The sequence below is a fragment of the Sorangium sp. So ce363 genome (genome assembly GCF_051520435.1).
Lineage (GTDB): Bacteria > Myxococcota_A > Polyangia > Polyangiales > Polyangiaceae > Sorangium > Sorangium cellulosum_B.
On the sequence record NZ_CP150333.1, the window covers coordinates 4,662,809 to 4,686,799 of the forward strand.

The window sequence follows — 23,991 nt, forward strand, 5'->3', positions numbered from 1 at the left end:
ATGCACCCGTGTCACGCGCTCCCGACCGAGTTGAGTCAGCGTCGGAACGGCAGGGCCAGCACCTGCCAGAACTGCTGCGACGGCGGATAGCCCGCGGAGCGGTCGACGCCCAGGCGGCGCGGGGCCGCGTCCGGCCGGTACACGAACGTCCCGAAGACCAGATCCCACAGCGGAAGTACGGTCCCGAAGTTCCGGGCCTCGTCGATGTCGGCGCTGTGATGATAGCGGTGCAGCTCGGTGCCGATGAACACGTAATTCAGGAATCCGGCGCGGATGTCGACGTTGAAGTGCGAAATCATCGTCTGCAGATCGATGAGCAACATCGCCGCGAAGACGGCCTGCGGCGACAGCCCCAAGATCAGCAGGGTCGACTGGATCAGCACCGCCGAGATGAGCGCGTTGAGGGGGTGAAACACGCCGTGCATCACCACGTAGACGCGATCCGGAAGGTGATGCGCCAGGTGGACCTTCCACAAGAAGCGCCCCAGGGCTCCGTTGCCTTCGTGGCTGAGGCGATGGAACCAGTACTGCAGCAGCTCGAAGACCACAAGGAAGACCCCCACGCTGAGGAGCACGGAGGCGCTGGCGAGCGGGCCCTGATGCCGCTCGCTGAGCCACAGGGCCAGGGTGCCGAAGCCGGTCCGCACCACCGCGATGGTGACGCCCGAGGCCAGCAGGTACTTGAGGTCGCGCCAGAAGCTCTGGCGGGTCATGCCCCAGTCCGGCGACAGCGGCAGCAGGCGCTCGACGGTGATGAGAAAGACGGTCAGGCCCAGGAGGTAGCCCCACAGGGCGCGGCTCAGGTCCCAGCCCTGCGTCACGGCGGCGTAGATGATGTACAAGGTCACCGCCAGCAGCAGCGGGTACAGCAGGCGGCTCGTCATCCAGATCAGCGTTCCTCGCATGGGATGGATGCTGAGGTCGGGCGCCTCTTCCATCTAGCGACACGGACCGCGGATTGAACGTTAGTGAACAAGAGCTCGAAAAAGTCCGGAAACGAGGACAGGGACAGGGGCGGCGACAGGACGCGGGCCGCCGGCAAGATCGCGGATCGGCGCGTGCAGGATCGGCGCGTGCAGGATCGGCGCGTGCAGGATCGGCGCGTGCAGAAGAGCCGGAAGCTGCTCTCGGACGCCCTGGTCTCGCTGATCCTGGAGAAGGGCTATGACGAGGTGTCCATCCAGGACATCATCGATCGAGCCAACGTCGGGCGGTCCACGTTCTACTCGCACTACGAGAACAAGGAGCAGCTGCTGCTGTTCGGACACGAGCACCTGCGGGCGCTGTCCCTGCGGGATGCGGGACGTCCGTTCGACTTCCTGCCGTTTTACCGCCACCTCGCCGAGATGCACGAGCTGGTGCGCAAGCTCCTGTCCGCAGAGAAGAGCGAGCGGGTGCTGACGCGCTCCCTGGAGGACATCCTTCAGGGCAGCATCTGCCGCCTGTACGCTCCGCGGATGGCGCCGGAGGAGGGCGCCCTGTTCATGCTCCGCTGCGAGGCGGCGGCGGCGGCGCTGGTGCGGCTGATGACGAGCTGGGTCCACAAGGGAATGCCGTGCTCACCGGAGCGGATGGCGGAGGAGAGCACGGCGCTGCTGCAGCGGGTCCTCGCGGACGAGCGGGCCGCGGCGAGCGGACGGACGCGGAGCGAGTGAGGCGCAGCCGCGCCAGCACGTCCAGGCGGAAGCTACGGAGATCAAACCTGTTCGCCTTGCCGGTCAGCGGACGGATCGAAGAGCGTAGCGGGCATCCGCCTCTGGGCGACACGGGCGAAAAAAACGTGTCCGCGCGTCACGCCTGGCCCGCTGGTGCCTAGAACAAGCGGCGGCGTGCCGCTGCACCTCGCCGCTGTGACCAAATAGGTTACATTCAGGGGACACCAGGAACCAGCAAGGAGACACCGTCATGGCTTACTCTCGACTCATCGGCCTCGCCGCCGTCGGCCTCGCCCTCGCCGCCTGCGGAGGCTCGGAGACGGGGAGTTCTTCCGCCGGCGCAACGGGAGGGGGCGGCGGTGCGGGAGCTGCGAGCGGCACGGGGGGGCACGGCGGTACTGGAGAGGGAGGCGGGAGCGGCGGCGGGCCTCCGGCGACGGCGCCCGACGCGCCGGTGCTGTCGTTCGTGATGCCGATGCTGGACGTGCTTCACGTCGAGTGGGTGCCGCAGCCGGAGTGCGATCAGATCGAGGCCGAGCGCAAGGACCCGATGCACGACTACGCCGTCGCCTTCACCGTCGCAGGATCGAAGAAGGCCTACATGGACTCCGAGGCGACGGAGGACATGGAGTACACGTACCGTCTTCGCTGCAAGGTGGGCGAGGCCTACTCCGGGTACTCCAACGAGATGTCCGGCAACCCCACCGACGAGGAGAGCGAACATTGATACGGCTTTCGCGTGCTCTTTCGGGCGTCGCCTTGCTGTCGCTGCTCGCGGCCGGGTGCGCCGCCGATCGGGTAGAGGAGCCGCCCGCCCCCGATGCCTGGGGCGAGCCCGCCGCCGCGCCCGACAGGAACCCCGATCCCAGGATCGTCGAGGTCGATCTCGAGGCCAAGGAGGCAGAGAAGACCTACCTGGAGGGCACGACCACCACGGTCTGGTCCTACAACGGTGCGGTCCCCGGGCCCCTCGTCGAGGCGAACGTGGGCGACACGCTGATCGTCCACTTCAAGAACAGCCTGCCGGAAGAGACGACCATCCACTGGCACGGCATCCGGGTGCCCAACGAGATGGACGGCGTGATGGCCGTGCAGGAGCCGATCGCGTCAGGCGAGACGTTCACGTACCAGTTCACGCTGCGAGACGCGGGGTTTTACTGGTTCCACCCGCACGTGATGGAGCCGGAGCAGATCCAGAAGGGGCTCTTCGGCCTCATCCGGGTGCGTGGACCGAACGAGCCGGAGGCCGATGTCGAGAAGATCGCCGTGCTCGGGGACGTGTTCCTGAACAAGGACGGGACCTTCAATGAAGAGCTCGACGACGACACGATCATGATGGGCCGCGAGGGCAATGTCGTGCTCGTCAACGGCCACGTGATGCCAGCGCTCGATGTGCAACCGGGCGGGCTCACGCGTCTCCGGATCGTCAACGTGGCGAACGGGCGCTTCTTCAACCTGGCGCTCCCGGGCCACACATTCCGCGTCATCGGCACCGACGGCGGGCTGATCCCGAAGCCGTACGATGCCGAGAGGCTCCTGGTCTCTCCCGGCGAGCGCTACGACGTGCTGTTGATCGCCGACGGCGAGCCGGGAACGGAGCTCACCCTGATGAACGAGCCCTACGAGCGCGGGCACCACACCGGACTGGCCGAGCCGATGCCGCTCGCCAGGGTGCGGATCGGCGAGGGGCCCGGGCTGTCCGGGCGCACGCTCCCCGAGACGGGCCCCGCCATCGAGCGGCTACCGGGCGGGCCGGCGGAGGCGACGATCACGTTCGACGAGGGGTATGTCGATGGCAAGCTGACGTTCACGATCGACGGCAAGGCGTTTCCGGACGTCCCGCCGCTCGACGTCGAGAAGGGCTCGGTCCATGTCTATGACCTGAAGAACGACGCGGAGATGGACCACCCGTTCCACCTCCACGGCTTCTTCTTCCAGGTCCTGGCCAGGGACGATGTGCCGGTGGCCGACGAGGAGCTCGCCAACAAGGACACCGTGATCCTGCCGCAGCGGTCCACCGTGCGCATCGTGACGCGCTTCGATGAGCCGGGCATGTGGATGTATCACTGTCACATCCTCGAGCACACCGAGCGCGGCATGATGGGCGAGATCCACGTCGGGCCCTGAGGACCCGCTCACCTTCGGAGGTCGAGCAGGCGTCGCGCGAGCGCCGCGGCGGCGACCCATGCCGGGATGACCTGAAGGACACCCGTGATCTCGAAGATCGCATTGTCCGGCATCACGTAGGTGGGCGGTGGAAAGAGGCGCAGGAGCGCCGGCGACCGAGGTGCGAGGAAGTACAACGCATCCTTCACCACGTGGTTGTAGAGGCCCTCGAACACCCCGATCCAGGCGATCGGAATGAGGGCCAGCACGGCGACGAGCACGACGAACGAAGCTCGCCCGGCTGGCGCGCCCGCGCGGCGGCGGTGGACGGCGAGGGCGCCGAGGATCACCGCGATCGTCGGGACGCTGAGCAAAGCGATGTGCAGGCGCCAGGGCGTCCTGTAAACCACGGCGCCGATCGCGTGATGCACGGTGGTGAGCACCATCACGGCGATGCCGCCGAGCGCTGCCTTCCGCGTGAGTGCTGCTGTGCTGTCCTGGGATGTCTGCATGAATGAAGCTCTGCGATTGAGGATTGGGGGTCGTGCTGGCGCCTCGCCTCACCTGGTCAGAAGGCGCCCGCCGCATGAGCAGGGATACCCGGCGCGCGGCGACGGGTCGATCTCGTCCCACGAACATGACTCGTGCGCGGCGCGCACGATCTCCGGCTACGGGATGCGGTGATCGACCCGGCAGCGGAGGGGGTCGACGTCAGCCTGCGGATCGGGCATCTCCGGGACGCCCAGGTCGTGGCGCGGAGGCTCGGCGTCACGCGGATGCTCGTGTGCGCCTCACCGGAGTACCTGCGCCGGAGCGGGCCGCCGGCGACGCCGGAGGACCTCCAGCGGCATCGTTGCCTCGCGTTCGTCCGCGAGAGCCATGTCGTGCCATGGCGTTTCCGCGCAGAGAGCGGGACGCTCCGGTTCGAGCCCACTGGCTCTCTCAGCGTCAACGACGGCGACGCGCTCAAGGCGCTGGCCGTGGCTGGCGCCGGGCTCGCCTGGGTCTTCGACTTCATGATCGCGCCCGAGCTCGCGTCAGGGGCGCTGGACACCGTGCTCGATGAGTTCGCCGTGGACGAGCGTCCGATCCACGCGCTCTACCAGAGCCCGCGGCACGTCATCCCAAGGGTGCGGGTCTTCCTGGACTTCGCCTCCACGCTGCTCGGATCACCCCGTTCGTGAGACGCCTGGCGCAGCCCGACGCGAGCGCCCGTCCACTGGCCTGAGGGGGTCGCCGAGCGGATACTTCACGGTGGTCGGTCCCAAGATGATCAGCTAACGATCTCGCCAGGAGGTGCCGGGTATACCGGCGGCCGTGGGACCTGGTGCCTTCATGCCTGATGACCTCGCCAGGCACACGAGGACGTGCGCGATAGAGGGGCGAACTCGCCAGTTGACGGGTGGACACGTAGCCATGCCGGATTTGATGGAGGAACTGGATGACCCTATCCAGGCGTCGCTTGTTTGCTGAAATCGCCACGGTCGCCGCTGCCCTTGGAGCATGCCGGGCAGCTTATCCCGAGGCGGGAGACGCTACCCCCGTGGCTGCACCGGCGGGGAGCGACCCGATGGCGCTGGCGCGGGACGAGCGGTTCTGGCGCAGGATCGCTCGCCAGTACCAGGTGAGTCCAGACTTCACCAACCTAGAAAACGGCTACTATGGAATCATGCCTGAGCCGGTGTACCGTGAGTACCTGCGCAACACCAGGCGGCTCAACGACTCGAGCTCGTACCTGCTGCGTACCACCTACAAGGGCGAGGAGGAACGGGTCCGCGAGCGGCTCGCCGCTGTGGCGGGCGTGTCGAAGGAGGAGATTGCGCTCACCCGGGGCGGCACCGAGGCGCTGCAGAACCTCATCGCGGGCTATAACCGGCTGCGCCCCGGGGACGCTGTCATGTACGCCGACGTCGACTACTACAGCTGCCAGTACGCCTTCAACTGGCTGCGCGATCGGCGCGGCGTGGACGTTGTGACCATCTCGATCCCGGAACCGCCGACCAGGCAGGTCGTCCTCGACACCTATGCCAGGGCGCTGCACGAGCACCCACGGGTCAAGCTGCTTCTGCTCACTCATATCAACAATCGCACCGGCCTCGTTGTGCCCGTGCGCGAGGTCGTCGCCATGGCCAGGGACGCCGGCGTGGATGTGATCGTCGACGCGGCCCACTCCTGGGGTCAGCTGGACTTCACGATCGGCGACCTGAACGCGGATTTTGCTGGGTTCTCGTTGCACAAGTGGATCAATGCACCGCTCGGCGTCGGCTTCCTCTATATCCGCAAGGGTCGGACCGCCGACATCGACCGCTTCCTCGCCGACGAGTTCCACCCGGCAGACGACGTGCGCTCCCGGGTTCACTCGGGCACGCTCGACATCGCCCCCTTCCTTACCCTGCCGGTCGCGTTGGACTGTCATCTCGCGCTGGGCGCTGCGGCGAAGCAGGCCCGGCTACGCTACCTGCGGGATTGCTGGGTCAGCCGGGTGAGACAGATTGGTAACGTCGAGGTGCTGACCCCGGACGAGCCGGAGATGTACGGGGCGATCACGTCGTTCCGGATAGCCGGGCGAACCTCGGAGGCCGACAACGTGGCGATCGCCGATTATCTGATGGACGCGCACCGGATCTTCACGGTGCGCCGCGGCGGGCTCGCGAAAGGTGACTGCGTGCGGGTGACCCCTGCCTTGTATACCTCGGTCGATGACGTCAACCGTTTGGCGAGAGCTCTGGTGGATGTCGCCCATCGGTTTCGAAGCTGACAGAGGACGCCGGAAGCGCGCACCGCGAAAAACGGACCACGCAGCATCGTGAACGCCGGCGGGCGGGTTCGCCCGAGGCATGGGGGCAAGAGAGCCTCCCGGTCAGTGCGCTTGAGCCCGCTCGGCACGCTGGCGCAGCCCGAGACTCAGCCATAGGACTTCGGCGGCGAGGGCCGCGAGCATGGCCACCGCGGCCGCCGTGGCGCCGGGCATCTTTGCTCGGATCCCCGAGGCAGCAGCGCCCAGGAGGACGGTTGTTCCGAGCCATGTCGCAACATTGACCCGGCTCGTGCGACCTTCGCTGATCAGGAACCCCTGAACCGCGTTTTGAAGTGAGATGAACATCGGCACGATGGAGCAAAGGAGGACGACGGGCAAACCTCCTGCCAGAAGGGACGAGTCATGCCCGAGGAAGGCACTCAGCAAGAGCCGCCCAGGCGACGTTACCGCGATGCCGAGCAGAAGCAATGTACAGGGTACTCCGACGCTCAGGGCAAACCGAACCAGGAGGCCGTCCGACGCCTGGGCGCGGTTGCGGATGATGACTTGCTGGACCATGCGCGTCGTGTTCGCGATCAAGAGCACGAAGCCCCACGCGGCGGGCCAGGCAGCCAGCGCGACGGACGCATCTTCGGCGCGTGCCACGAGCGCCACGAGGATCGCGCGTCCGCCCCAGACCACGAGCATGGAGTTGGCGAGCGGCCAGTAGAACCGCCAGACGCCGGCGACATCCGTCGGGAGGTCGCGCGCGTCTGCGGTTTGCGGCGCGTGAGCTGTGCCGAGCTTCCTGGCCGCTACCGTCACGAGCAGCGCCTCGGAGATCACGCCCAGGAGGAGCGCCGTGCCCGCGAGCCAGGCGCCTGGCATGCCGGTCGCGAACCCGACGGCGAGCACGGCGGCGACGACGGCGAGCCTCGCCAGGCCCGCCCGGCCCACCTGCCTGGCGTGGCCGGCGCGGATGAGCTGGCCTTGGAAATAGCGCCGCCATCCGATCGCGGCCGGCCAGAGGATCAAGAGGAGCAGGACGACCTGCGCACGTTCGCCGATTGCGCCGTCGAGGCGCAAGACATGCCGCCCCAAGAACGCGAAGGCGGGCGGCGACGCCAAAAGCAAGAGGCAGCCCGTCAGGACCGCTATGGCGATCATCATGAAGCGAAAGAGCGCCCTCCGGGACGCCACGGCAGCCGACAGCGCGTTCGAGGCGTGCAGGAGCATGATGATCGGACTCTCGAAGAACACTGCGAGCGACTTCGCCACACCGGCAGCTGCCAGGTTCACCTGGGCCTCCGGCAGGTGGGCGAGCGTCGTCGTGATGAGCGGTTCGCCGGCCGCCATCGTCACCTCGCTCAGCGACAGCGGGAGGAACTGCGCCCAGAGCGACCGAACCGTCATCTCCGTCGCCTCAGGCTCGCTCATGCTGCGCGTTCTCCATCATCGTCTCGCGGGACACCGGTTCGAGCCGCCGGATCGCCGCCATGAGGACATCGTCCCCCAGGATCTCGATGCCCTGCGCGGCGAGCCATTCCCGGTTGTAGACGGTCTCCAGATATCGATCGCCGCGGTCAGGGTTGATGATCACGACCTCTTGGCGCCGCACGAAGGGCGCTGCGTAGGCCAGGCCAGCGGCCACGATCGCGCCGGTCGACGCTCCCAGGAGCAGGCCCTCCTTCTTGGCCAGCGCGTGACAGACGGAGAAGGCCATCTGGTCTGAAATAGAATACGCGGCATCCAGCGCCACCGGAGTGAAATTGGGTGGAACGAAGGAGAGGCCCAGCCCGGTCATCTTGTACGGATGGCGCGGCGTTCCGAGGATGGCGGAGCCGGCCACGTCGACGCCGACGAGCTTGGTGCCAGCGTACCAGCGCTGGAAGAACTTCGCGACCCCAGCGAGCTGGCCGGCCGTGCTGATGCCCAGCACGATCACATCCGGCGGGCCGCTGAAGGCCTCCTCGATCTCGGGCGCCGTGTAGAGCGCATGGGCCTCAGGGTTCGAAGGATTGAGGTGCTGGCAAGGGTACCACGCGCCGGGGATCTCCCTGGCGAGCTCGGCCGCCTTCCTCATGCGAGCCACCTGCATGGATCCGTGCGCATCCATTGCAGAGAGCGGTACGTCCATGAGCTCCGCGCCGTAGGCCTCCAGCATACGCCGCATGGGCGGGGCGGTCTTGGCATCAACGACGATGATCACGCGGTAGCCCCGGGCCGCCCCGACCATGGCGAGACCGATGCCGAAATTGCCCGAGCTCGACTCGACGATCGTTCCGCCGCGACGCAACAGCCCTCTCGCTTCAGCCTCCTTGATGAGGTACGCGGCGTTCTTCTCCTTGATGCTACCGCCGGGGTTGCACGACTCCAGCTTGAGGAACAGGTCGTGTCGCTCGCATACCTCCCCCATGCGGTTCAGGCGGACGAACGGGACATGGCCGATGGCCTCGGTCACGTCGCGGGCGAGCCGCGGTCTGCGCTCGCGAAGCCTGCGCTCGCGAAGCGCGAAGGCGGGCGCTCGCGTGCCCCGCCTCCTCACCTCGCGCGCGATGCTCGGCGGCCTGGGCTCAGCGCGCTCGAGCGCCGGCGCCGCCATCGACGGCGCTCGCGTCCTCTTGTTACGGGCGGTCGGGATCAAGGCACGACCGTGATGCATGTTCGTCTTGTCCATTCGCTTGCTGCCTCTCATCCAGTCCACAGCTGCTCAATTCAGTCGTGCAGTCGCGAACGCAACGTGCATGCCAGGTCGTTTCAGCGAATTTGCCCGCGAATTTCGGTCCCCGAACCACTGCAGGTAACTGCATCGGTCACATGAATTGTAACCCTATCGGTTACATCCTTCGCGCCGCGGGCGGCGCAACGTGGAGACCGGCCGCCGGCGGCCACCCGTCGCGGAGGAGCTCATCAAGGCTCGCCATACAGCTTCGCCGCCCCTGCCATGTCGAGCCAGGTCAGCACGTAGTCTCCCCCGTTGGTGCCCTCGCACCGGCTCTCCGCGTTGTAGTGCATCACCGACGCCGGATCATAAGGCGTGAGCGCCCGCCAGCCGGGACGCTCGGTGCAGGCGCCGTTGCCCTCCGGCCGGGCGTGCTCGTGCCGGAAGCCGAGGACGTGCCCGAGCTCGTGCCGGAGGACCCCGGTCAAGGTCTTCGAGGCGGAGCGAGCGATGTTCTCCAGATCGATGAAGACCTGGTGATACCCCCGCGCGACCATGCTGGGAAGGAAAGCTCGCCCGTTGTACGTGGTGCCGCTGGCGGGGACGACCTCGAACAGCGCGGGATGCTCCTCGGACTCGCAGGCCTCGTCCTGGTCGGGCAGGTAGACGAAGCGCACGGCGGCGGCGCTCGCCCAGCTGGACTCGGCCGACCGCGTCGCGGCGACCACCGCGTCATGATCGTCGCCGAACCGCGGAGAGACGCAATACGTCAGGTTCATCTTCTGCTCGTCGCTCCAGCGGTCATCGCTCCCGTCGTCGCGCTTGTTGACGATGAGCGCCCCCGGTTGCTGGCGCACGGCGGAGAGCTCCTTCAGGGTCACGTCGTCGTGAACGCCGATGTCGCCGTCGACGAGATAAGCGCCGTCGTTCGGATCGCGCGGGAGGCTGGCCTTCCATTCATCGAAGCTCTGGTAAGTATCAGCGACGGGCTCGCCCGCATCGGACGACGGGTCGGCGACGCAGCCCGCCGCGAGGACGGAGGAGGCGGACAACAGGAGGAGAGAACCTTGAATAGATGGAGGGATGAACATGGTGAGCTCCTTGCTCGGGCCGAGCCGGGCCAAAACCCCATGATTGCGCAAGGACTACGCAAGCGCCATACCAGGGCTTCAAGGCCGCCGGGAGGATGGAAGTCCCCGTGCCAGGCTCGATCGCCCCGGTGGAGGAGCGAAGCGGCCGCCTCGTTGTGCCTTCCACGGTCACAGGCGATCGTCATACGGCATCAGTTTTCGTCGATCGGAGCGCCGCTCGGCGCTCCTGAGTTGTGACCTGTGGGGTCACGGCGCGGTGACCGCAGGGGTCACCGGGACGGCCGCAGCGCGCACCGCGGCGAATGCCGAGGCTGGCCGAGGTCCTCGCGCGTCCGATCAGATGTGCAGCGGGCCGAGCTCGAGGGTGGGCTGGGGAAACTACGGAATCATGAAAAGCTCGCGGGATGCATCAGGGATGCCACGCTCCGGAGGCCACTCCGATCCATCGAGGGTCGGCCGGGATTGGCTCGCCACGTGGACCTCGCCCATCATGCCGCGCGACGTGCTCGAGGATGTTGGCGAAAGCGGCGCACGCGCGTAATCGGCGGCCAACCCTACGGGCGATCACCCGGCCCCGGGATCTCGGGCCCTGGCAAGAGGACCTGAGAGCCCGCCAACAGCCACACGGCGATCGCGTGTTTCTCGGGGTTATACCAGAGCACGTCCAGCATACCGTCGAAATTGAAGTCCCCGGACGTAGCGGGGCTCCAGCCGCTGCCGCTCGGCCCCGGGATCTCCGGCCCCGGAGCGAGGACCTGGGTCCCGTTCATCAGCCACACGACCATGGAGCTCTCGCCGGGGTTGCTCCAGAGCACGTCCGCCATGCGGTCGAAGTTGAAGTCCCCAGCGACGGTAGCCTTCCAGCCGCCGCCGCTCGGCCCGTGGAGCTCCGGCCCCGGAGCGAGGAGCCGGGTCCCGTCCATCAGCCACACGGCGATGGCGCTCTCGCCGGAGTTGAGCCAGAGCACGTCCGCCGTGCCGTCGGAGTTGAGGTCTCCAGTCGCGGTAGCCTTCCAGCCGCCGCCGCTCGGCCCGTGGAGCTCCGGCCCAGGCCAGAGGACCTGAGTTCCATTCATCAGCCAGACGGATATCGAGTTCCTCCCGGAGTTGTACCAGGGCACGTCCGGCAGGCCATCGCGGTTGAAGTCCGCCACGGAGATGGCGTTCCAGCCGTCGCCGCTCGGCCCCGGGAGCTCCGGCACGGGCCGGAGGACCTGGGTCCCGTTCATCAGCCACACGGCCAGCGAGCCCCTGTCGGAGTTGTTCCAGATCACATCCCGCAGGCCGTCACCGTTCATGTCACCTGGCTTGATGGGTCGCCAGCCGCTGCCGCTCAGCCCCGGCAGCTCCGGCCCGGGCCAGAGGACCTGGGTCCCGTTCATCAGCCATACGGCCAGTGAGCCGCTTGTGGTATCGACCCAGAGCACGTCGGTCATACCGTCGCCATTGAAGTCGCCTTGTAAGACCCGCCAGGCTCCGTCGCTCGCCCTCTGCCCCGCCACGCCAGGCGACGGGAGAGCGCGTCCGGCCGTATCGCGGTCCAGGTCGTTACCCGCACGAGAGACCGGCGGACGGATCGCCGCGAGCACACCCGCGAGCATCATGAGTTTTACCAAGCAGCGTAGGCCGGCTCGTTCGGAGACAGCGGCACCCAGTGTCCGCTGCCGGGACCCCTCTGCGGGGTTGAGCACGTGAGCCCAAGACCGTCCCGATGGCACGAGTCGGGCGCCACGTCCTCCCCGTCGGCGGCAAATCTCATGGAGATGTGCGTGCCACGAGCACCGTGGGTGCATGGCGACCTGGCCCGAGCGATAGCCCATCAGCACGTTGGGATGCCAAGTCGATCAACCAAGTTGCATGGCAAGGCGCATGCCGGCGCACGGACGGCTCTCGTCCAGACTTCTTCGCTCCGAGGGGCCTGCCAGGGCCCGCAAGGCTCGGGTGCGACCCGTGGGATGTGTCAACAATCCCTCCTGGAAGGGCAGAGGCTCGCCCATGGGAGACAACGTGGGTTCAATCTAGCGGTTGTACGAGCACGCGAACAAACACGCCACACCTGCGGCATCTTGACCGCTCGAGGACGCTCTGCGTGGGCATGAGCTGGCCGATGGGACGCCCTTCCCGAGGGGGAAAGGGCGGCACTGCTTTCGCATCGGCGGTCAGGTCCACTGACACCGGAGGATGCCATGATTCCGAGTCTGCATTCACGACCGATCGAACCCGACGGGGGGTGTGCCACGGCCCGTGAGCGCCGCGCTTCGTTGTCGTGTCCGTTGCGCCGAGGCGCGCTCGAGGGGCGAAGGCTGGGCTCACGTCCAGACCGCCTGCTCGCCGCGCTCGTCCTCGCGGGAGCCTCTGTCCTCGTGAACGCGTGCGGCAAGTCGTCCTCGGACGAGCATGACGGTCATACGACGGGCGGTGGGGAAGCGGCCTCGGCCCCGTTCGATCGGCAGTTCATCGACATGATGACGCCCCATCACGAGGGCGCCGTGATGATGGCCATGACGGCCCAGGAGCGGGCCGAGCACGCGGAGCTCAAGGCGATGGCCGACGAGATCGTCTCCGCCCAGAACCAGGAAATCAGCCAGCTGAAGAGCTGGCGCGAACAGTGGTATGGGAGCGGCGAGACGCCGCCCATGAACGAGATGCCCATGCTCCCCGGCATGGAGCACGACGCCACGATGGACATGGCGAGGGAGAGCGAGGAGCTGAAGACGGCGGAGCCGTTCGACAGGGCGTTCATCGACGCCATGATCCCGCACCACGAGATGGCGATCGACGCCGCCGAGATGGCCCAGCAGAAGGCCGAGCACGCCGAGATCAGGACGCTCGCCGCCGGCATCATCGAGGCACAGCAGAGGGAGATCGACCAGATGAAGGCGTGGCGAGCGGCGTGGTATCCGGAAGAGTAACGGCCGCGCCTGCCCTCCGGCGGGCCGGCGCCGGCGGCGCCCTCGGCATCGCAGGGGTGGCGCCGGGCCGAGGCGAGCCTCGACGAGGAGCAGCAGGTACGGCCACATCAAACATGGTGAAGTGACTGGATCGGTCACAACCGCCCGCTGAGCCCGACACCGGCTGCCGGGCGAGGGGCGCCATCTGCGCGCGTCGCGCAAGCCCTGCGCCGGCGCGCTGGCGGGATCGCCGGCGGCGACAGGCGGTGAGCGCGCGGCACGACGTGTGCTGTGGGCCCCGGCATGAAGTCGAGACTGCTCGCCGCCATGCTCGCGCTGGCGTCGCTCGGCGGCGCGCAGGCCGCGCAGGCGGAGGAAGCCGGGCTGACGGCGATCGTCGCCGACGTACTCGCCCGGAGCCCATCGCTGCGCGCGGGCGCGCTGCGGCGGCGCGCGTTCCAGGACGAGGTCGCGGCGGCGGGGGCGTGGCCCGATCCCACGGTCAGCGTGATGCTCGATCGGGTCCCGATGGGCGAGGAGATGCCCATGATCCGGTACGAGCTCTCGCAGATGGTCCCCTGGCCCGGGAAGCTCGACCTGACGCGCCGGGCGGTGGAGCAGCAGGAGAACAGCGCCGCGGCGGAGCTCGCGGTCCGCCGGCTCGACCTGCGCCTCGAGGCGAAGCGCGCCTACTTCATGCTGCTGCTGAACGCGAAGCGCCGCGAGGTGAGCAGCGCCGGGCGCGGCCTCGCGGCCGGCATCGCCGGCGCGGCGCTCGGGCGCTACGCCGCGGGCCAGGCCGGCCACCACGACGTGGCGCGCGCGCAGGTGGAGGTCGCGGCGATCGACGTGGAGCTCGTCAACCTGGAGGGCGAGCGCGCCTCCATGGTGGCCATGCTCAACGCGCTGAGAAACCGGCCTGTCGACACGGCGATCGCCGATCCGAGCGGCGCGCCCTCGCCGATGCCGTCCGGCGGGCTCGCGGCGCTCGTCGGCCGGGCCGCCGCGGCGCGGCCCGAGCTGAAGGGGATGGCGGCGATGCGCTCCGAGGCGCAGGCGATGGCGGCGATGGCGCGCAAGGAGCCGTATCCGGACCTCATGACGGGCGTCTGGCTCAACCAGAACATCGGCGCTGCGCCGTCGTTCGGCGCGATGATCGGCGGCACGATCCCGATCTTCGGCGCCGCCAAGCAGGGACACCTCGCCCGCGCCTTCGACGCGCGCGCGGAGGGCGTGGCGGAAGACCAGGCGGAGATGCGCGCGATGATCTCCTCCGAGGTCGCCGGCGCATGGCACCGGGCGCAGGCCGCGGCCCGGCAGATGGAGCTCCTGCGCGCGGTAGCGCTCCCGAAGGCGCGGGAGAGCTTCGAGGCCGCGCTCGCGAGCTACGGCACGGCGACCGCGGACCTCGTGGCCGTCCTCGACGCGCGGCGCGCCCTTCAGGGCGCGGAGCTCGTCGTCGCCGAGGTGATGGTGCGCCGCGAGATCGCCCTCGCAGAGCTCGAGCGGGCCGTGGGCGGGCCGCTCGGTGGAGATGGACCATGAAGCGAACACATTCCTTCTTGCTCGCCGCCGCGGTGGCGCTGCTCGGCTGCGAGGCTCCCTCGCCCGCGACCGACGACGGCCACGCTGGGCACGCGGCCCCGACCGCCACGCCGGGGCCGGCGCCGAGCGATCCCCACGCCGGTCACGGGGCGCAGGGGGCCGAGCCCGCGGGAGGCCGCACCAACGAGAGCCCCGGCGCGCCCATGACCCCGGCGGGCTACGCCGCGGTCGCGCTGGACCCGGCGCGCCTCGGCGGCCTTTCGCTCAGCACGGCCACGGTCGAAGCGCGGGAGCTCAAGAGGCCTCTGCGCACGGTGGGCGTCGTCGCGCTGGACGAGACGCGCTCGGCGCACGTGCACGCCAAGGTCCGGGGCTTCATCGAGCGCGTCGCCGTCGACTTCGTCGGCCGCAAGGTCTCGGCCGGGCAGGTGCTCTGCTCGCTCTACAGCCAGGAGGTCTTCGCGGCGGAGCTGGAGTTCGTCGCGCTGCTCGAGCGCGCCGCGGGAGGGCCGGTGCCCGCGGGAGAGTTCGGGGCCGCGGAGCGGCGCGCCCAGGAGCAGCTCCTCGGCGCCGCCCGCCGGCGCCTCTCGCTGTGGGACGTGCCGAAGGCGGAGATCGCGCGGCTGGAGGCCACCCGGCAGCCGCAGCGTACCTTCGCCCTCACCGCGCCCCGCGCCGGCGTGGTCGTGGCGAAGCAGGCCGTGGAGGGCATGTTCGTGGAGCCCTCGCTGGAGCTGTACACCCTCTCGGACCTGTCCCGCGTCTGGGTGCTGGCCGACGTGTACGAGCGCGACGTGCCGTATGTTCGCGCCGGGGTTCACGCGCACCTCACCGTGGAAGGGCGCGAAGGCGCGCTCCACGCGCCGGTCGCGTTCGTCCCGCCGACGGTGGACGAGGCCACCCGCACGATGAAGATCCGGTTCGAGCTCGACAACAGCGACGGCTCGCTCCGGCCAGGCGCGTTCGTCTCCGTGACCATGGATCTGGCGCTCGGCGAGGGGCTGTCGGTCCTCGAGAGCGCGGTGATCCGGACCGGCACGCGCGCCATCGTCTTCGTGGTCCAGGGCGGCCGGGCGGAGCCGCGCGAGGTGAAGCTCGGTCCGCTCATCGGCGATCGCTACCGGGTCGACGCCGGCCTCTCCGCGGGAGACCAGGTGGCGACAGGGGCGCAGTTCCTCCTCGACTCCGAGAGCCGGCTCCAGGCCTCCAGCGCTCCGAAGGGCGGCCATGTCCACTGAGCCGCCGCGCCGCGCCGACGCGCCGGAGGCGCCGACGGGCGCCATCGCGCGCCTCATCGACTTCTCCGCCCGCAAGCGGTTCTTCATCTTCCTCCTCGCCGCGGCGCTCACGGCTTTCGGGCTGTTCAGCGCGCGGCGCTCCCAGCTCGACGCCCTGCCGGATCTGTCCGACACCCAGGTGATCGTGGCGACCGAGTGGATGGGCCGCAGCCCGACGCTCATCGAGGATCAGGTCACCTATCCCGTCGTCACATCGTTCCTGGGCGCGCCCAGCGTGAAGACCGTCCGCGGCTTCACGATGTTCGGGATGAGCTTCGTCTACGTCGTCTTCAAGGACGGGACGGACATCTACTGGGCGCGATCGCGCGTCGTCGAGCAGCTCGCCAAGGTGAAGGACAGCCTGCCCGAGGGCGTCACGCCGCAGATCGGCCCGGACGCGACCAGCGTGGGATGGGTCTATCAATATGCCCTCGTCGACGAGAGCGGCGCGCACAACCTGCAGGAGCTGCGCTCGTTCCAGGACTGGCACCTGCGCTACTGGCTCCAGGGCCTGGAGGGCGTCGCCGAGGTCGCGAGCGTGGGCGGCTTCGAGAAGGAGGTTCAGATCCAGGTCGACCCGGCGCGCATGAAGGCGAGGGGCGTGTCCGTCGGGCAGGTCGCCGCGGCCGTCCGCGGGGCCAACACCGAGGTGGGCGGGCGCGTGATCGAGATGGCGCAGCACGAGTATGTGCTGCGCGGCCGCGGCTACGTGCGCGCGAGGGAGGATCTCCAGGACGCGGTCGTCGCGACCGACGCGCGCGGCACGCCGATCCGCGTCCGCGACGTGGCCGACGTGACCGTGGGTGGCAATCTCCGCCGCGGCGTGGCCGAGCTCGACGGCCGCGGTGAGGTCGTGGGCGGCATCGTGGTGATGCGCCACGGGGAGAACGCGCTCGACGTCATCGAGCGGGTCAAGAGCAGGCTCGAGGAGGTGAAGGGCTCGCTCCCGGCCGGCGTGAAGGTCGTGCCGGTCTACGACCGGAGCGAGCTCATCGCCGGCTCGGTGAAGACGCTCTCGACCAACCTGGTCCAGATCCTGGGCGTGGTCATCCTGGTCATCTTCGTCTTCCTCTTTCACCTGCGCTCCGCCCTGGTGGCCGCCATCGCGCTCCCGGTGGCGACGGCCGCGACGTTCATCGCCTTTTATGCGCTCGACCTGTCGATCAACATCATGTCGCTCGCCGGGATCATCCTGGCGCTGGGCGACATGGTCGACTCCGCCTGCGTGCTTGTCGAGAACGCGCACCGGAAGATCGAGGCTGCGGAGAGGGAAGGGCGCGAGATCCCCCGCGCGGAGATCGTCATCGGCGCCGCGCGCGAGCTCGGGCCCTCGATGTTCGGGGCGCTGCTCGTGCTCACCATCGCGTTCTTGCCCGTCTTCACGCTCGAAGGCGAGGAGGGCCGGCTCTTCCGGCCGCTCGCCCTGGCCAAGACCTTCTCGATGGCGTTCGCGTCGCTGTTCGCGGTCACGCTGGTGCCCGCGCTGATGGTGACGTTCCTCCGGGGCCGGATCACGCCGGAGGGGCGGAACCCGATCAACCGCGTCTGCATCGCGGCCTATCGGCCCGTGCTGCGGGCGTGCCTGCGCCGCCGCGGGCTCGTCATCGCGGCCGCGCTCGGGCTCATGGGCGCCACGGTCTACCCGATGTCGCGCCTGGGATCGGAGTTCATGCCGCCGCTCGAGGAGGGCGACTTGCTCTTCATGCCGGTCACGGTGCCGGGCATCCCCATCACCGAGGCCCGGCGCCTCCTGGCCTGGCAGGACGCGCAGATCCGGACCGTGCCCGAGGTCGAGCGCGTGTTCGGCAAGGCGGGCCGCGCCGAGACCGCGCTCGATCCGGCCCCGCTCTCGATGTTCGAGACCGTCGTTCAGCTCAAGCCCAAGAGCGCGTGGCGGCCGGGCATGACCCAGGAGACGCTCGTCGCCGAGCTCGAGCAGAAGACGGCGACGCCAGGCGTGCAGGGCGCGTGGACCATGCCCATCAAGGCGCGGATCGACATGCTCGCGACGGGGATCCGGACGCCGATCGGGGTCAAGGTCTTCGGGCCGGATCTCGAGGTCATCAGCAGGATCGACGGCGACCTCGAGCGCGTGCTCAGGGACGTGCCCGGAACGCGGAGCGTCTATGCGGAGCGCGAGCTCGGCGGCTTCTTCCTCGACATCACGCCGGACCGGCAAGCGATCGCCCGGTACGGCCTCAGCGTGCGCGACGTGCTCGACGTGGTGGAGAGCGCGATAGGCGGGATGGATGTCGACACCACCTTCGAGGGGCGCGAGCGCTACCGGGTGAGCGTGCGCTATCCGCGGGAGCTCCGGGACAACATCGAGGCGCTGCGCGACGTGCCGGTCCCGGTCGCCCCGCTGTCGCCGCGCCCGCTGCCGATCGGGAGCGCCCCGGCGCCGATGGGGGGCGCGACGGCCATGAGCCCAGCAGGAGGGATGGCGGCGAGCTCCATGGGCGGCGGCGCGATGGGAGGTGCGCCCTCGCCGGGCGAGATCGCGGGCCTCGCCGCCGGCGGGGGCGGCGCGATGGGCGGGGGCGCGATGGGCGGGAGCGCCGCGATGGCGAGGGGCCAGGCAGAGGGGCCGGCGCGCGCGGCGTTCGTCCCGCTCGGGCAGCTCGCCAGGATCGATACGGTCATGGGGCCGCCGATGATCAAGAGCGAGATGGGCTCGCTCACGGGCTGGATCTACATCGACACCTCCACGAGCGACGTCGGCGGTTACGTGGAGTCGGCGAAGGTGGCCGTCGCGCGAGAGGTCGAGCTCCCCGCGGGGTACTATCTCAAGTGGACCGGCCAGTACGAGCTGCTCGAGCGCGTGCGAGAGCGCCTCGCGTACATCCTGCCGCTCACGATCGGCATCGTCTTCGTGATCCTGGTTCTGAACTTCAGCGGCGCGGCGCAGACGCTCCTCGTGATGACCGGCGTGCCCTTCGCCGCAGTGGGCGCGATATGGACGCTCTACGCCGCCGGCTTCAACACCTCGATCGCCGTGTGGGTCGGGATGATCGCGCTCCTCGGCGTCGCCGCCGAGACAGCGAGCGTCATGATCGTCTACCTCGACGAGGCCTGGAAGAGCGGGCGTGAGGCCGGCACGCTGGCGAGCGTCGACGACCTCATCCAGGCCTCGCTGGAGGCGGGCGCGAAGCGCGTCCGCCCGCTCCTGATGACGGTGCTCACCAACGTGTTCGGCCTGCTCCCCGTGCTGCTCGACGATGGCGTCGGGGCCGACGTGGCCAAGCGCATCGCCGCGCCCATGTGGGGAGGGCTGGTGTCGCTCACGCTGCTGACGCTCCTCGTGATCCCCGCGATGTACGTGGTGTGGAGGAGCTTCGAGCTCCGCCGGGCCACGCCCGCGGCGCCGCCGGCTGCGGCTCCAGCGCTGGCCGCGACGGAGGAAGCCGCGCAGGGCTGACCGCGCTGCGCGGGGTCGTCCTGCTCAGCGCCGCCTCGCGCGGCGCCCTGGCCGGTCTCAGGGCACGCTCTGGTGCCCCGCGCCGGCTGCCCCGCCCGGCCGCATCTGCGCGACCTGCTGACACGCGGCGGCGCAGCGACGGCACTCGTCGGCGCAGGCCCTCATCTGCGCGTCACCCGTGAACTTGTCACAGCTCTGGGCGCAGAGCTCGCAGACGCTCGCGCACGCGGCCGTGACCTGGTTGTGTTGCGGCGAGCCGCGCATCAGGAACGTCGCGGTCGTCTCGCAGATCTTGGCGCAATCCTGCAGGAGCTGAATGTGGGAAGGCTCCGCGTGCGAGCCTCCCATATGGAGGCAGTGCTGGATTGACTGGACGCAGATCGACTCGCAGCTCTGGGCGTGGCTGGCCGTGTTCACGAAAGCCGTGCTCAGAGTGAAACCCTTGTGGGCCATGTGTCCCTCCCTTGTTCCGATGATGCTTCTCGATGCCTCGTGAGCTCGCCTCGCGCGCACAGGACGAGCCCGACTGGCAGGGCGAGAGACTTGTCGAATTCACCAGGCTCGTCATGTCGGAGCGCTCCGCATTCGCGGCTCGGATGGCGGCTGAACGAGCGCCGACGCCGCGCGTGCGTCGTGCCATCCTGCTCGCCCATGCGTCTGGGCTGCTCACAGGGCGATGCTTGGAACAGATCTGGGCGGATGGGATTCGAGGGGGGCGATGGGATCGATGTGACCTGCACGGTCACTTTCATCTATCCGGCCGACCAGGCTGTCGCTCTCCGCAGCCGGTGCGCTGGCGAGAGCACGCGGCTCGCACCAGTTGGAGAGGAGGGGCTTGTCAGGCTGACCGGTTCCGACGAGGTGCCGTGCGTCGCGCGGAGAGGCTTGTCGGGCTGACCGGTTCCGACGAGGCGCCGTGTGTCGCAGCGCGCCGCCAAGGCACGGCCGCGCGATGCCGCGCGGGCAGGGGAGCCAACGGCGTGGCTTGCTGGAAACCCATCGGTCCCGCGCTCGCGCGGTCGCGTGCCGTGCTGCCCCTTGAAACTGAACCGTCTGGACGGTACAGTAACGACATGCCGCGGATCAGCCAGCGCGACCGCATCCTTGCCGCCGCCGCCGTCGTCGTTCGCCGTGACGGCAGCGACGCCATGACCCTCGATGCCGTCGCGGCCGAGGCCGGGGTGAGCAAGGGTGGGCTGCTCTATCACTTCGCTTCGAAGGAGGCGCTCGTCGGGGGCCTTGTGGAGGTGCTCGTCGCCGGCTTCGACCGCCGGCTCGCGCAGCTCGAGGACGGCAAACCGGGCTCTTTCGCGCGCGCCTACCTGCATGCCACCGTCGAGGGCGACGTGCCCGACCGGACAAGCGCCGCGCTGCTCGCGGCCGTCGCGCTCGCGCCCCACCTGCTGGAGCCGCTGCGCGAGCGCTACCGTGCGTGGGCGGAGCGGCTCGCGCGCGACGGCATCTGTCCCATCGACGCGCTGGTCGTCCGGCTCGCCGTCGACGGCCTCTGGATGGCGGAGCTGCTCGGGCTGGACCCGCTGCCACCCGAGCGACGGATCGAGGTCATCCGCCGCCTGCAGCAGCTGACCGAGGGGAGCGCTCCGTGACGCCGTCCTCTCGCTGCAAGGCTGTCCTGCGCGCGCTCGCCTGGGGCTCGGTGATCGGCTCGTTTCCGGTCTGGTTCTCGGCGTTCCTTGTCGTGCCCTTCCTCCCGCTCTCGGTCGGGGGGCGCGCCGCCCTCGCCGCCGGGCTCATCGGGGCCGGCGAGGTCATGTTCTGGGGGGCGGGGCTGGTCCTCGGCGCCGAGGCGCTCGCGCGCTTTCGGCCTCCGAAGGTCAATACCGGCCGGAGCTTCCGCGACAAGCGGGTCGCGGTGGTCGGGGCCACGGGCGGGCTGGGCGAGGCCGTCGTGCGCGCCTTGGTGAGGGAGGGCGCGGAGGTCGTCCTCCTCGCGCGCGACGGCGCGCGCCTCGCTCGGCTCGCGGAGACGTACGGCGCGGCCCACCACACGGCCGAGCTCGCGGCGCCGCAGCTGCGCGACGTGGCGGCGCGCGTGGGGCCGGTCGACCACGTGGTGTGCGCGACCGGCGTCGACGTGCGCAAGGGGCTCGACACGCACACCGACCAGGAGATCGAAGCGGAGCTGGCCGTCGATCTCGCGGGGCCGATCCATGTGGCGCGCGCCTTCCTGCCGCGCTTGCGCCCAGGGGGCGTGATCGCCCTCTTCGGTGGCTTCGGCGACGGGACCCTCGCGCTGCCGTATTACTCGGTCGACGTGGCCGCGCGGGCCGGGCTGGCGGGCTTCTGCAGCGCGGTGAACCGCGAGCTTGCCGTCGAGGGGCGGGCCGAGCGCCTCTGTTATGTCGGCCCGGCGCCGGCGGACACAGCCGCCGAGCGCCCCTTTGCAGATCTCTGGCGCCGCGCGGGGAGCACGCTCGCGCCGCCGGAGAAGGTCGCTGACTTCGTGCTGGCCGCCCTGCTCGCGAGGAGGACGAGGGCCGTGATGGGCGCGTCCACGCGGATCTTGCTGCTGCTGCAGGCGTTCGCCCCGCCCCTGGTCGATCTCGTCATCGCCCGGCGCATCGGGCCGCACTTGCGGCACGCGTTCGGGGCGTCGGGGCGAGCGAGCGACTGAGCGCCGCGCCACCGGCGCTTCGGCGCTCCAGCCTCTCCACCGAGAAATGCACCGGCAGGGATGCGGAGAGTCTGTCCTCTTTTGGGTGCCCTTGGCGCCCTTGGCGCGCTTGGCGGTTCGAAATTTTGCTCCTTTCAGGCAGTATCAACCCGCCTGTCGCTCTAAAACCATGTCTCCCAGCGGCCGCTGTCGATCTCGGCCGCGTGCACCGTCGCGGAGATGCGGTCGCGGTCGCCCGGGAACGGCTGTATCTGGTGCAGGCGGTAGCTGTCGATGACCAGCGCGCCGCCAGGGCTGTAGCCGGCGACGAGGCTCCGCGCGGAGAGCGCCTCGTCGCCGGGGTCGTCTCGCCCATCGTAGAGGACATCCCACAGCTTGAGCCCCCCGTCCGCGTCGGGGAGCTCCAGCATCACGACGACGGTGATCGCGCGGAGCCGGCGGGCAAGGTGGTAGTCGGAGAGCCCCTCCGTATCGAAGTGCACGACGCCGCCTTCGCGCGCGACCTTCTCCCCCGCGGGGAAGATGTGGACGCCTGGCCCGCAGAAGCCGCGCCGGGGCTGCGCGAGCCCGCCGGTGAGCGCAGCGACGAGCTCGCGCATCCGGCGCTGGAGCCCGGGGAGGTGGCGCTCGACGCGGGCGTCGGAGGCCGCCGCGTCGGCGAAATAGAGCCGGGAGCGCCCCTGCTCCAGGTGCGTGTAGAAGGCGCGCCCGAGCGAGAACTGCTCGCCTCCGAAGTCGGCAGTCCACTCGGCGCGGGCCGCGTGGACCCCAGCAACGAGCGCGGCGCGCTCCGCCTCGGAGAACACGCGCGGGACCTCCAGCGCGAAGTGGTGATCGAGCGCGTCGACCGGCCGGGGCGTCGCGCGCGGGGACGCGGGAGAGGGAGAGGCGGAGGACGAGGCGGGAGGGGGATCGAGCCGCAGTACGGAGGCGCGGCGCGCGGTCGGCATGGCCAAACCACCGTTAGCACCGCGCGAGGCGGCCAGCCAAGCAGCGGCGCGCCGGCCGCAGGCAGCGACGCGCCGGCCGCGCGGCGAGGCCCGGAACCCCAGCGGTTTTTCCCGCGCGAGCCCCCAGATCCGGGTTAGAGTGCCGCCGCGGGGAGCACCTTTTTGCGAGCGAGGACAGCGATGGTGTCGGGCAGGCGAGGGGAGAAGCGGCAGGAGCAGCAGGCGTTTGCGCTCAAGGGCACGATGCCCGCCATCACGATGCTCTGTCTCAAGACGGCGGATGTTTCGGCGGTCGCGCGTCAGCTCGCCGACCACATCTCGCAGATGCCGCACTTCTTCCTGCACCTGCCGATCCTGCTCGACCTCGCGGAGCTCGGCGACGAGCCCGTCGATCTCGGCGCCCTCGCCGGGCTGCTGAGGAAGCACAACCTCGTGCCCATCGCCGTGCGCAACCCGACGGACGCCCAGCGCGAGCGGGCCGTCGCCGCCGGCCTCGGCGTGCTGCGGACGCCGCTCACGCGCTCGTCACGCCAGGCCGGGCCGGCCGAGGGGAGCACCCCCACGCCGGGGCCCGTAGCGGTAGGGCCCGCGCCGGACCGCGGCGCGCCAGGGGCCGCCGCGGCGGGGCCCGCCCGCCGCCCGAGGGACGCCGCGCCGCCGCCGGACGCGGCCGGGGAGCCGCCGCCGGCGGGGCTCACCGTGCGGCAGCCGGTGCGCAGCGGGCAGGTCATCTACGTGCCGCACGGCGACCTCGTGGTCCTCTCGCCGGTCAGCTCGGGCGCGGAGCTCATCGCGAACGACAACATCCATGTCTATGCGCCGCTCCGCGGCCGCGCCATGGCCGGCGCCCACAACAACGCGGACGCGAGCATCTTCTGCATGAGCCTAGAGGCGGAGTTCGTCTCCATCGCCGGCCGCTACCTCATGGCCGACGAGATCCCCGACGAGCACCGCGGCAAGCCCGCCCGCATCTCCGTGCAGAACGACGGGCTCGTGGTCACGCGCCTCTAGATCGGTTCCCCCC

General features: G+C 69.7%; 20 protein-coding genes. 12 read left to right on the forward strand and 8 right to left on the reverse strand.

Annotation, left to right across the window (positions count from 1 at the left end; genetic code table 11):
- Window positions 1–35: 35 nt before the first annotated feature.
- The gene (locus WMF12_RS17750) at window positions 36–938 is read right to left on the reverse strand and encodes a sterol desaturase family protein (RefSeq protein WP_437746826.1); all 903 of its coding nucleotides are present in this window, start codon (window positions 936–938) and stop codon (window positions 36–38) included.
- 30 nt (window positions 939–968) lie between these two features.
- Between WMF12_RS17750 and WMF12_RS17755 the strand changes: the two genes are divergently transcribed.
- From WMF12_RS17755 to WMF12_RS17765, 3 genes are all read left to right on the forward strand, one after another.
- Window positions 969–1,655, forward strand: coding sequence for a TetR/AcrR family transcriptional regulator (locus WMF12_RS17755; RefSeq protein WP_437872719.1), 687 nt, complete (start codon window positions 969–971; stop codon window positions 1,653–1,655).
- Between the two features lie 250 nt (window positions 1,656–1,905).
- Window positions 1,906–2,382, forward strand: coding sequence for a hypothetical protein (locus WMF12_RS17760; RefSeq protein ID WP_437872720.1), 477 nt, complete (start codon window positions 1,906–1,908; stop codon window positions 2,380–2,382).
- A gap of 32 nt (window positions 2,383–2,414) precedes the next feature.
- Window positions 2,415–3,782, forward strand: a complete 1,368-nt coding sequence (locus WMF12_RS17765; RefSeq protein WP_437872721.1) for a multicopper oxidase family protein — start codon at window positions 2,415–2,417, stop codon at window positions 3,780–3,782.
- An 8-nt stretch (window positions 3,783–3,790) separates the two neighbouring features.
- Here the strand turns inward: WMF12_RS17765 and WMF12_RS17770 are convergent, their stop codons facing one another.
- Entirely contained in the window at window positions 3,791–4,273 is a 483-nt protein-coding gene (locus tag WMF12_RS17770; RefSeq protein ID WP_437872722.1) for a hypothetical protein, read from the reverse strand.
- 132 nt (window positions 4,274–4,405) lie between these two features.
- Between WMF12_RS17770 and WMF12_RS17775 the strand changes: the two genes are divergently transcribed.
- Together WMF12_RS17775 and WMF12_RS17780 are read left to right on the forward strand one after the other, a co-directional pair.
- Entirely contained in the window at window positions 4,406–4,945 is a 540-nt protein-coding gene (locus tag WMF12_RS17775; RefSeq protein WP_437872723.1) for a substrate binding domain-containing protein, read from the forward strand.
- A 386-nt stretch (window positions 4,946–5,331) separates the two neighbouring features.
- Window positions 5,332–6,519, forward strand: a complete 1,188-nt coding sequence (locus WMF12_RS17780) for an aminotransferase class V-fold PLP-dependent enzyme (protein WP_437872724.1) — start codon at window positions 5,332–5,334, stop codon at window positions 6,517–6,519.
- 102 nt (window positions 6,520–6,621) lie between these two features.
- Here WMF12_RS17780 and WMF12_RS17785 read toward each other — a convergent pair whose 3' ends face one another.
- From WMF12_RS17785 to WMF12_RS17800, 4 genes are all read right to left on the reverse strand, one after another.
- Window positions 6,622–7,935 (reverse strand): hypothetical protein, encoded by a 1,314-nt coding sequence (locus WMF12_RS17785; RefSeq protein WP_437872725.1) that lies wholly within the window; start codon window positions 7,933–7,935, stop codon window positions 6,622–6,624.
- Window positions 7,922–9,160 (reverse strand): cysteine synthase family protein, encoded by a 1,239-nt coding sequence (locus WMF12_RS17790; protein ID WP_437872726.1) that lies wholly within the window; start codon window positions 9,158–9,160, stop codon window positions 7,922–7,924. The genes WMF12_RS17785 and WMF12_RS17790 overlap by 14 nt, the downstream gene beginning before the upstream one ends.
- Before the next feature lie 248 nt (window positions 9,161–9,408).
- Complete coding sequence (locus tag WMF12_RS17795) at window positions 9,409–10,251, reverse strand: hypothetical protein (protein ID WP_437872727.1); 843 nt, start codon at window positions 10,249–10,251, stop codon at window positions 9,409–9,411.
- A 554-nt stretch (window positions 10,252–10,805) separates the two neighbouring features.
- Window positions 10,806–12,071: an FG-GAP repeat domain-containing protein gene (locus WMF12_RS17800; protein WP_437873865.1), complete on the reverse strand. Its 1,266-nt coding sequence runs from the start codon at window positions 12,069–12,071 to the stop codon at window positions 10,806–10,808.
- Between the two features lie 543 nt (window positions 12,072–12,614).
- Between WMF12_RS17800 and WMF12_RS17805 the strand changes: the two genes are divergently transcribed.
- From WMF12_RS17805 to WMF12_RS17820, 4 genes are all read left to right on the forward strand, one after another.
- The gene (locus tag WMF12_RS17805; RefSeq protein ID WP_437872728.1) at window positions 12,615–13,163 is read left to right on the forward strand and encodes a DUF305 domain-containing protein; all 549 of its coding nucleotides are present in this window, start codon (window positions 12,615–12,617) and stop codon (window positions 13,161–13,163) included.
- Window positions 13,164–13,445: 282 nt separating this feature from the next.
- Window positions 13,446–14,687 carry a TolC family protein gene (locus WMF12_RS17810; protein WP_437872729.1) on the forward strand — a complete coding sequence of 414 codons (1,242 nt, stop codon included), beginning with the start codon at window positions 13,446–13,448 and terminating at the stop codon, window positions 14,685–14,687.
- Window positions 14,684–15,925: an efflux RND transporter periplasmic adaptor subunit gene (locus tag WMF12_RS17815; protein WP_437872732.1), complete on the forward strand. Its 1,242-nt coding sequence runs from the start codon at window positions 14,684–14,686 to the stop codon at window positions 15,923–15,925. The genes WMF12_RS17810 and WMF12_RS17815 overlap by 4 nt, the downstream gene beginning before the upstream one ends.
- Window positions 15,915–19,382 (forward strand): efflux RND transporter permease subunit, encoded by a 3,468-nt coding sequence (locus tag WMF12_RS17820; RefSeq protein ID WP_437872735.1) that lies wholly within the window; start codon window positions 15,915–15,917, stop codon window positions 19,380–19,382. The genes WMF12_RS17815 and WMF12_RS17820 overlap by 11 nt, the downstream gene beginning before the upstream one ends.
- A gap of 57 nt (window positions 19,383–19,439) precedes the next feature.
- Here WMF12_RS17820 and WMF12_RS17825 read toward each other — a convergent pair whose 3' ends face one another.
- Entirely contained in the window at window positions 19,440–19,835 is a 396-nt protein-coding gene (locus WMF12_RS17825; RefSeq protein WP_437872738.1) for a four-helix bundle copper-binding protein, read from the reverse strand.
- 413 nt (window positions 19,836–20,248) lie between these two features.
- Here WMF12_RS17825 and WMF12_RS17830 point away from each other — a divergent pair, with 413 nt between their 5' ends.
- On the forward strand, window positions 20,249–20,989 hold the full coding sequence (locus tag WMF12_RS17830; RefSeq protein WP_437872740.1) for a TetR/AcrR family transcriptional regulator: 741 nt from the start codon (window positions 20,249–20,251) through the stop codon (window positions 20,987–20,989).
- Window positions 20,986–22,017: an SDR family NAD(P)-dependent oxidoreductase gene (locus WMF12_RS17835; protein ID WP_437872745.1), complete on the forward strand. Its 1,032-nt coding sequence runs from the start codon at window positions 20,986–20,988 to the stop codon at window positions 22,015–22,017. The genes WMF12_RS17830 and WMF12_RS17835 overlap by 4 nt, the downstream gene beginning before the upstream one ends.
- Before the next feature lie 161 nt (window positions 22,018–22,178).
- On the opposite strand, the gene WMF12_RS17840 is transcribed toward WMF12_RS17835, so the two are convergent.
- Complete coding sequence (locus WMF12_RS17840; RefSeq protein WP_437872746.1) at window positions 22,179–22,967, reverse strand: hypothetical protein; 789 nt, start codon at window positions 22,965–22,967, stop codon at window positions 22,179–22,181.
- 180 nt (window positions 22,968–23,147) lie between these two features.
- Between WMF12_RS17840 and minC the strand changes: the two genes are divergently transcribed.
- On the forward strand, window positions 23,148–23,978 hold the full coding sequence (gene minC, locus WMF12_RS17845; protein WP_437872750.1) for a septum site-determining protein MinC: 831 nt from the start codon (window positions 23,148–23,150) through the stop codon (window positions 23,976–23,978).
- Window positions 23,979–23,991: the final 13 nt, after the last annotated feature.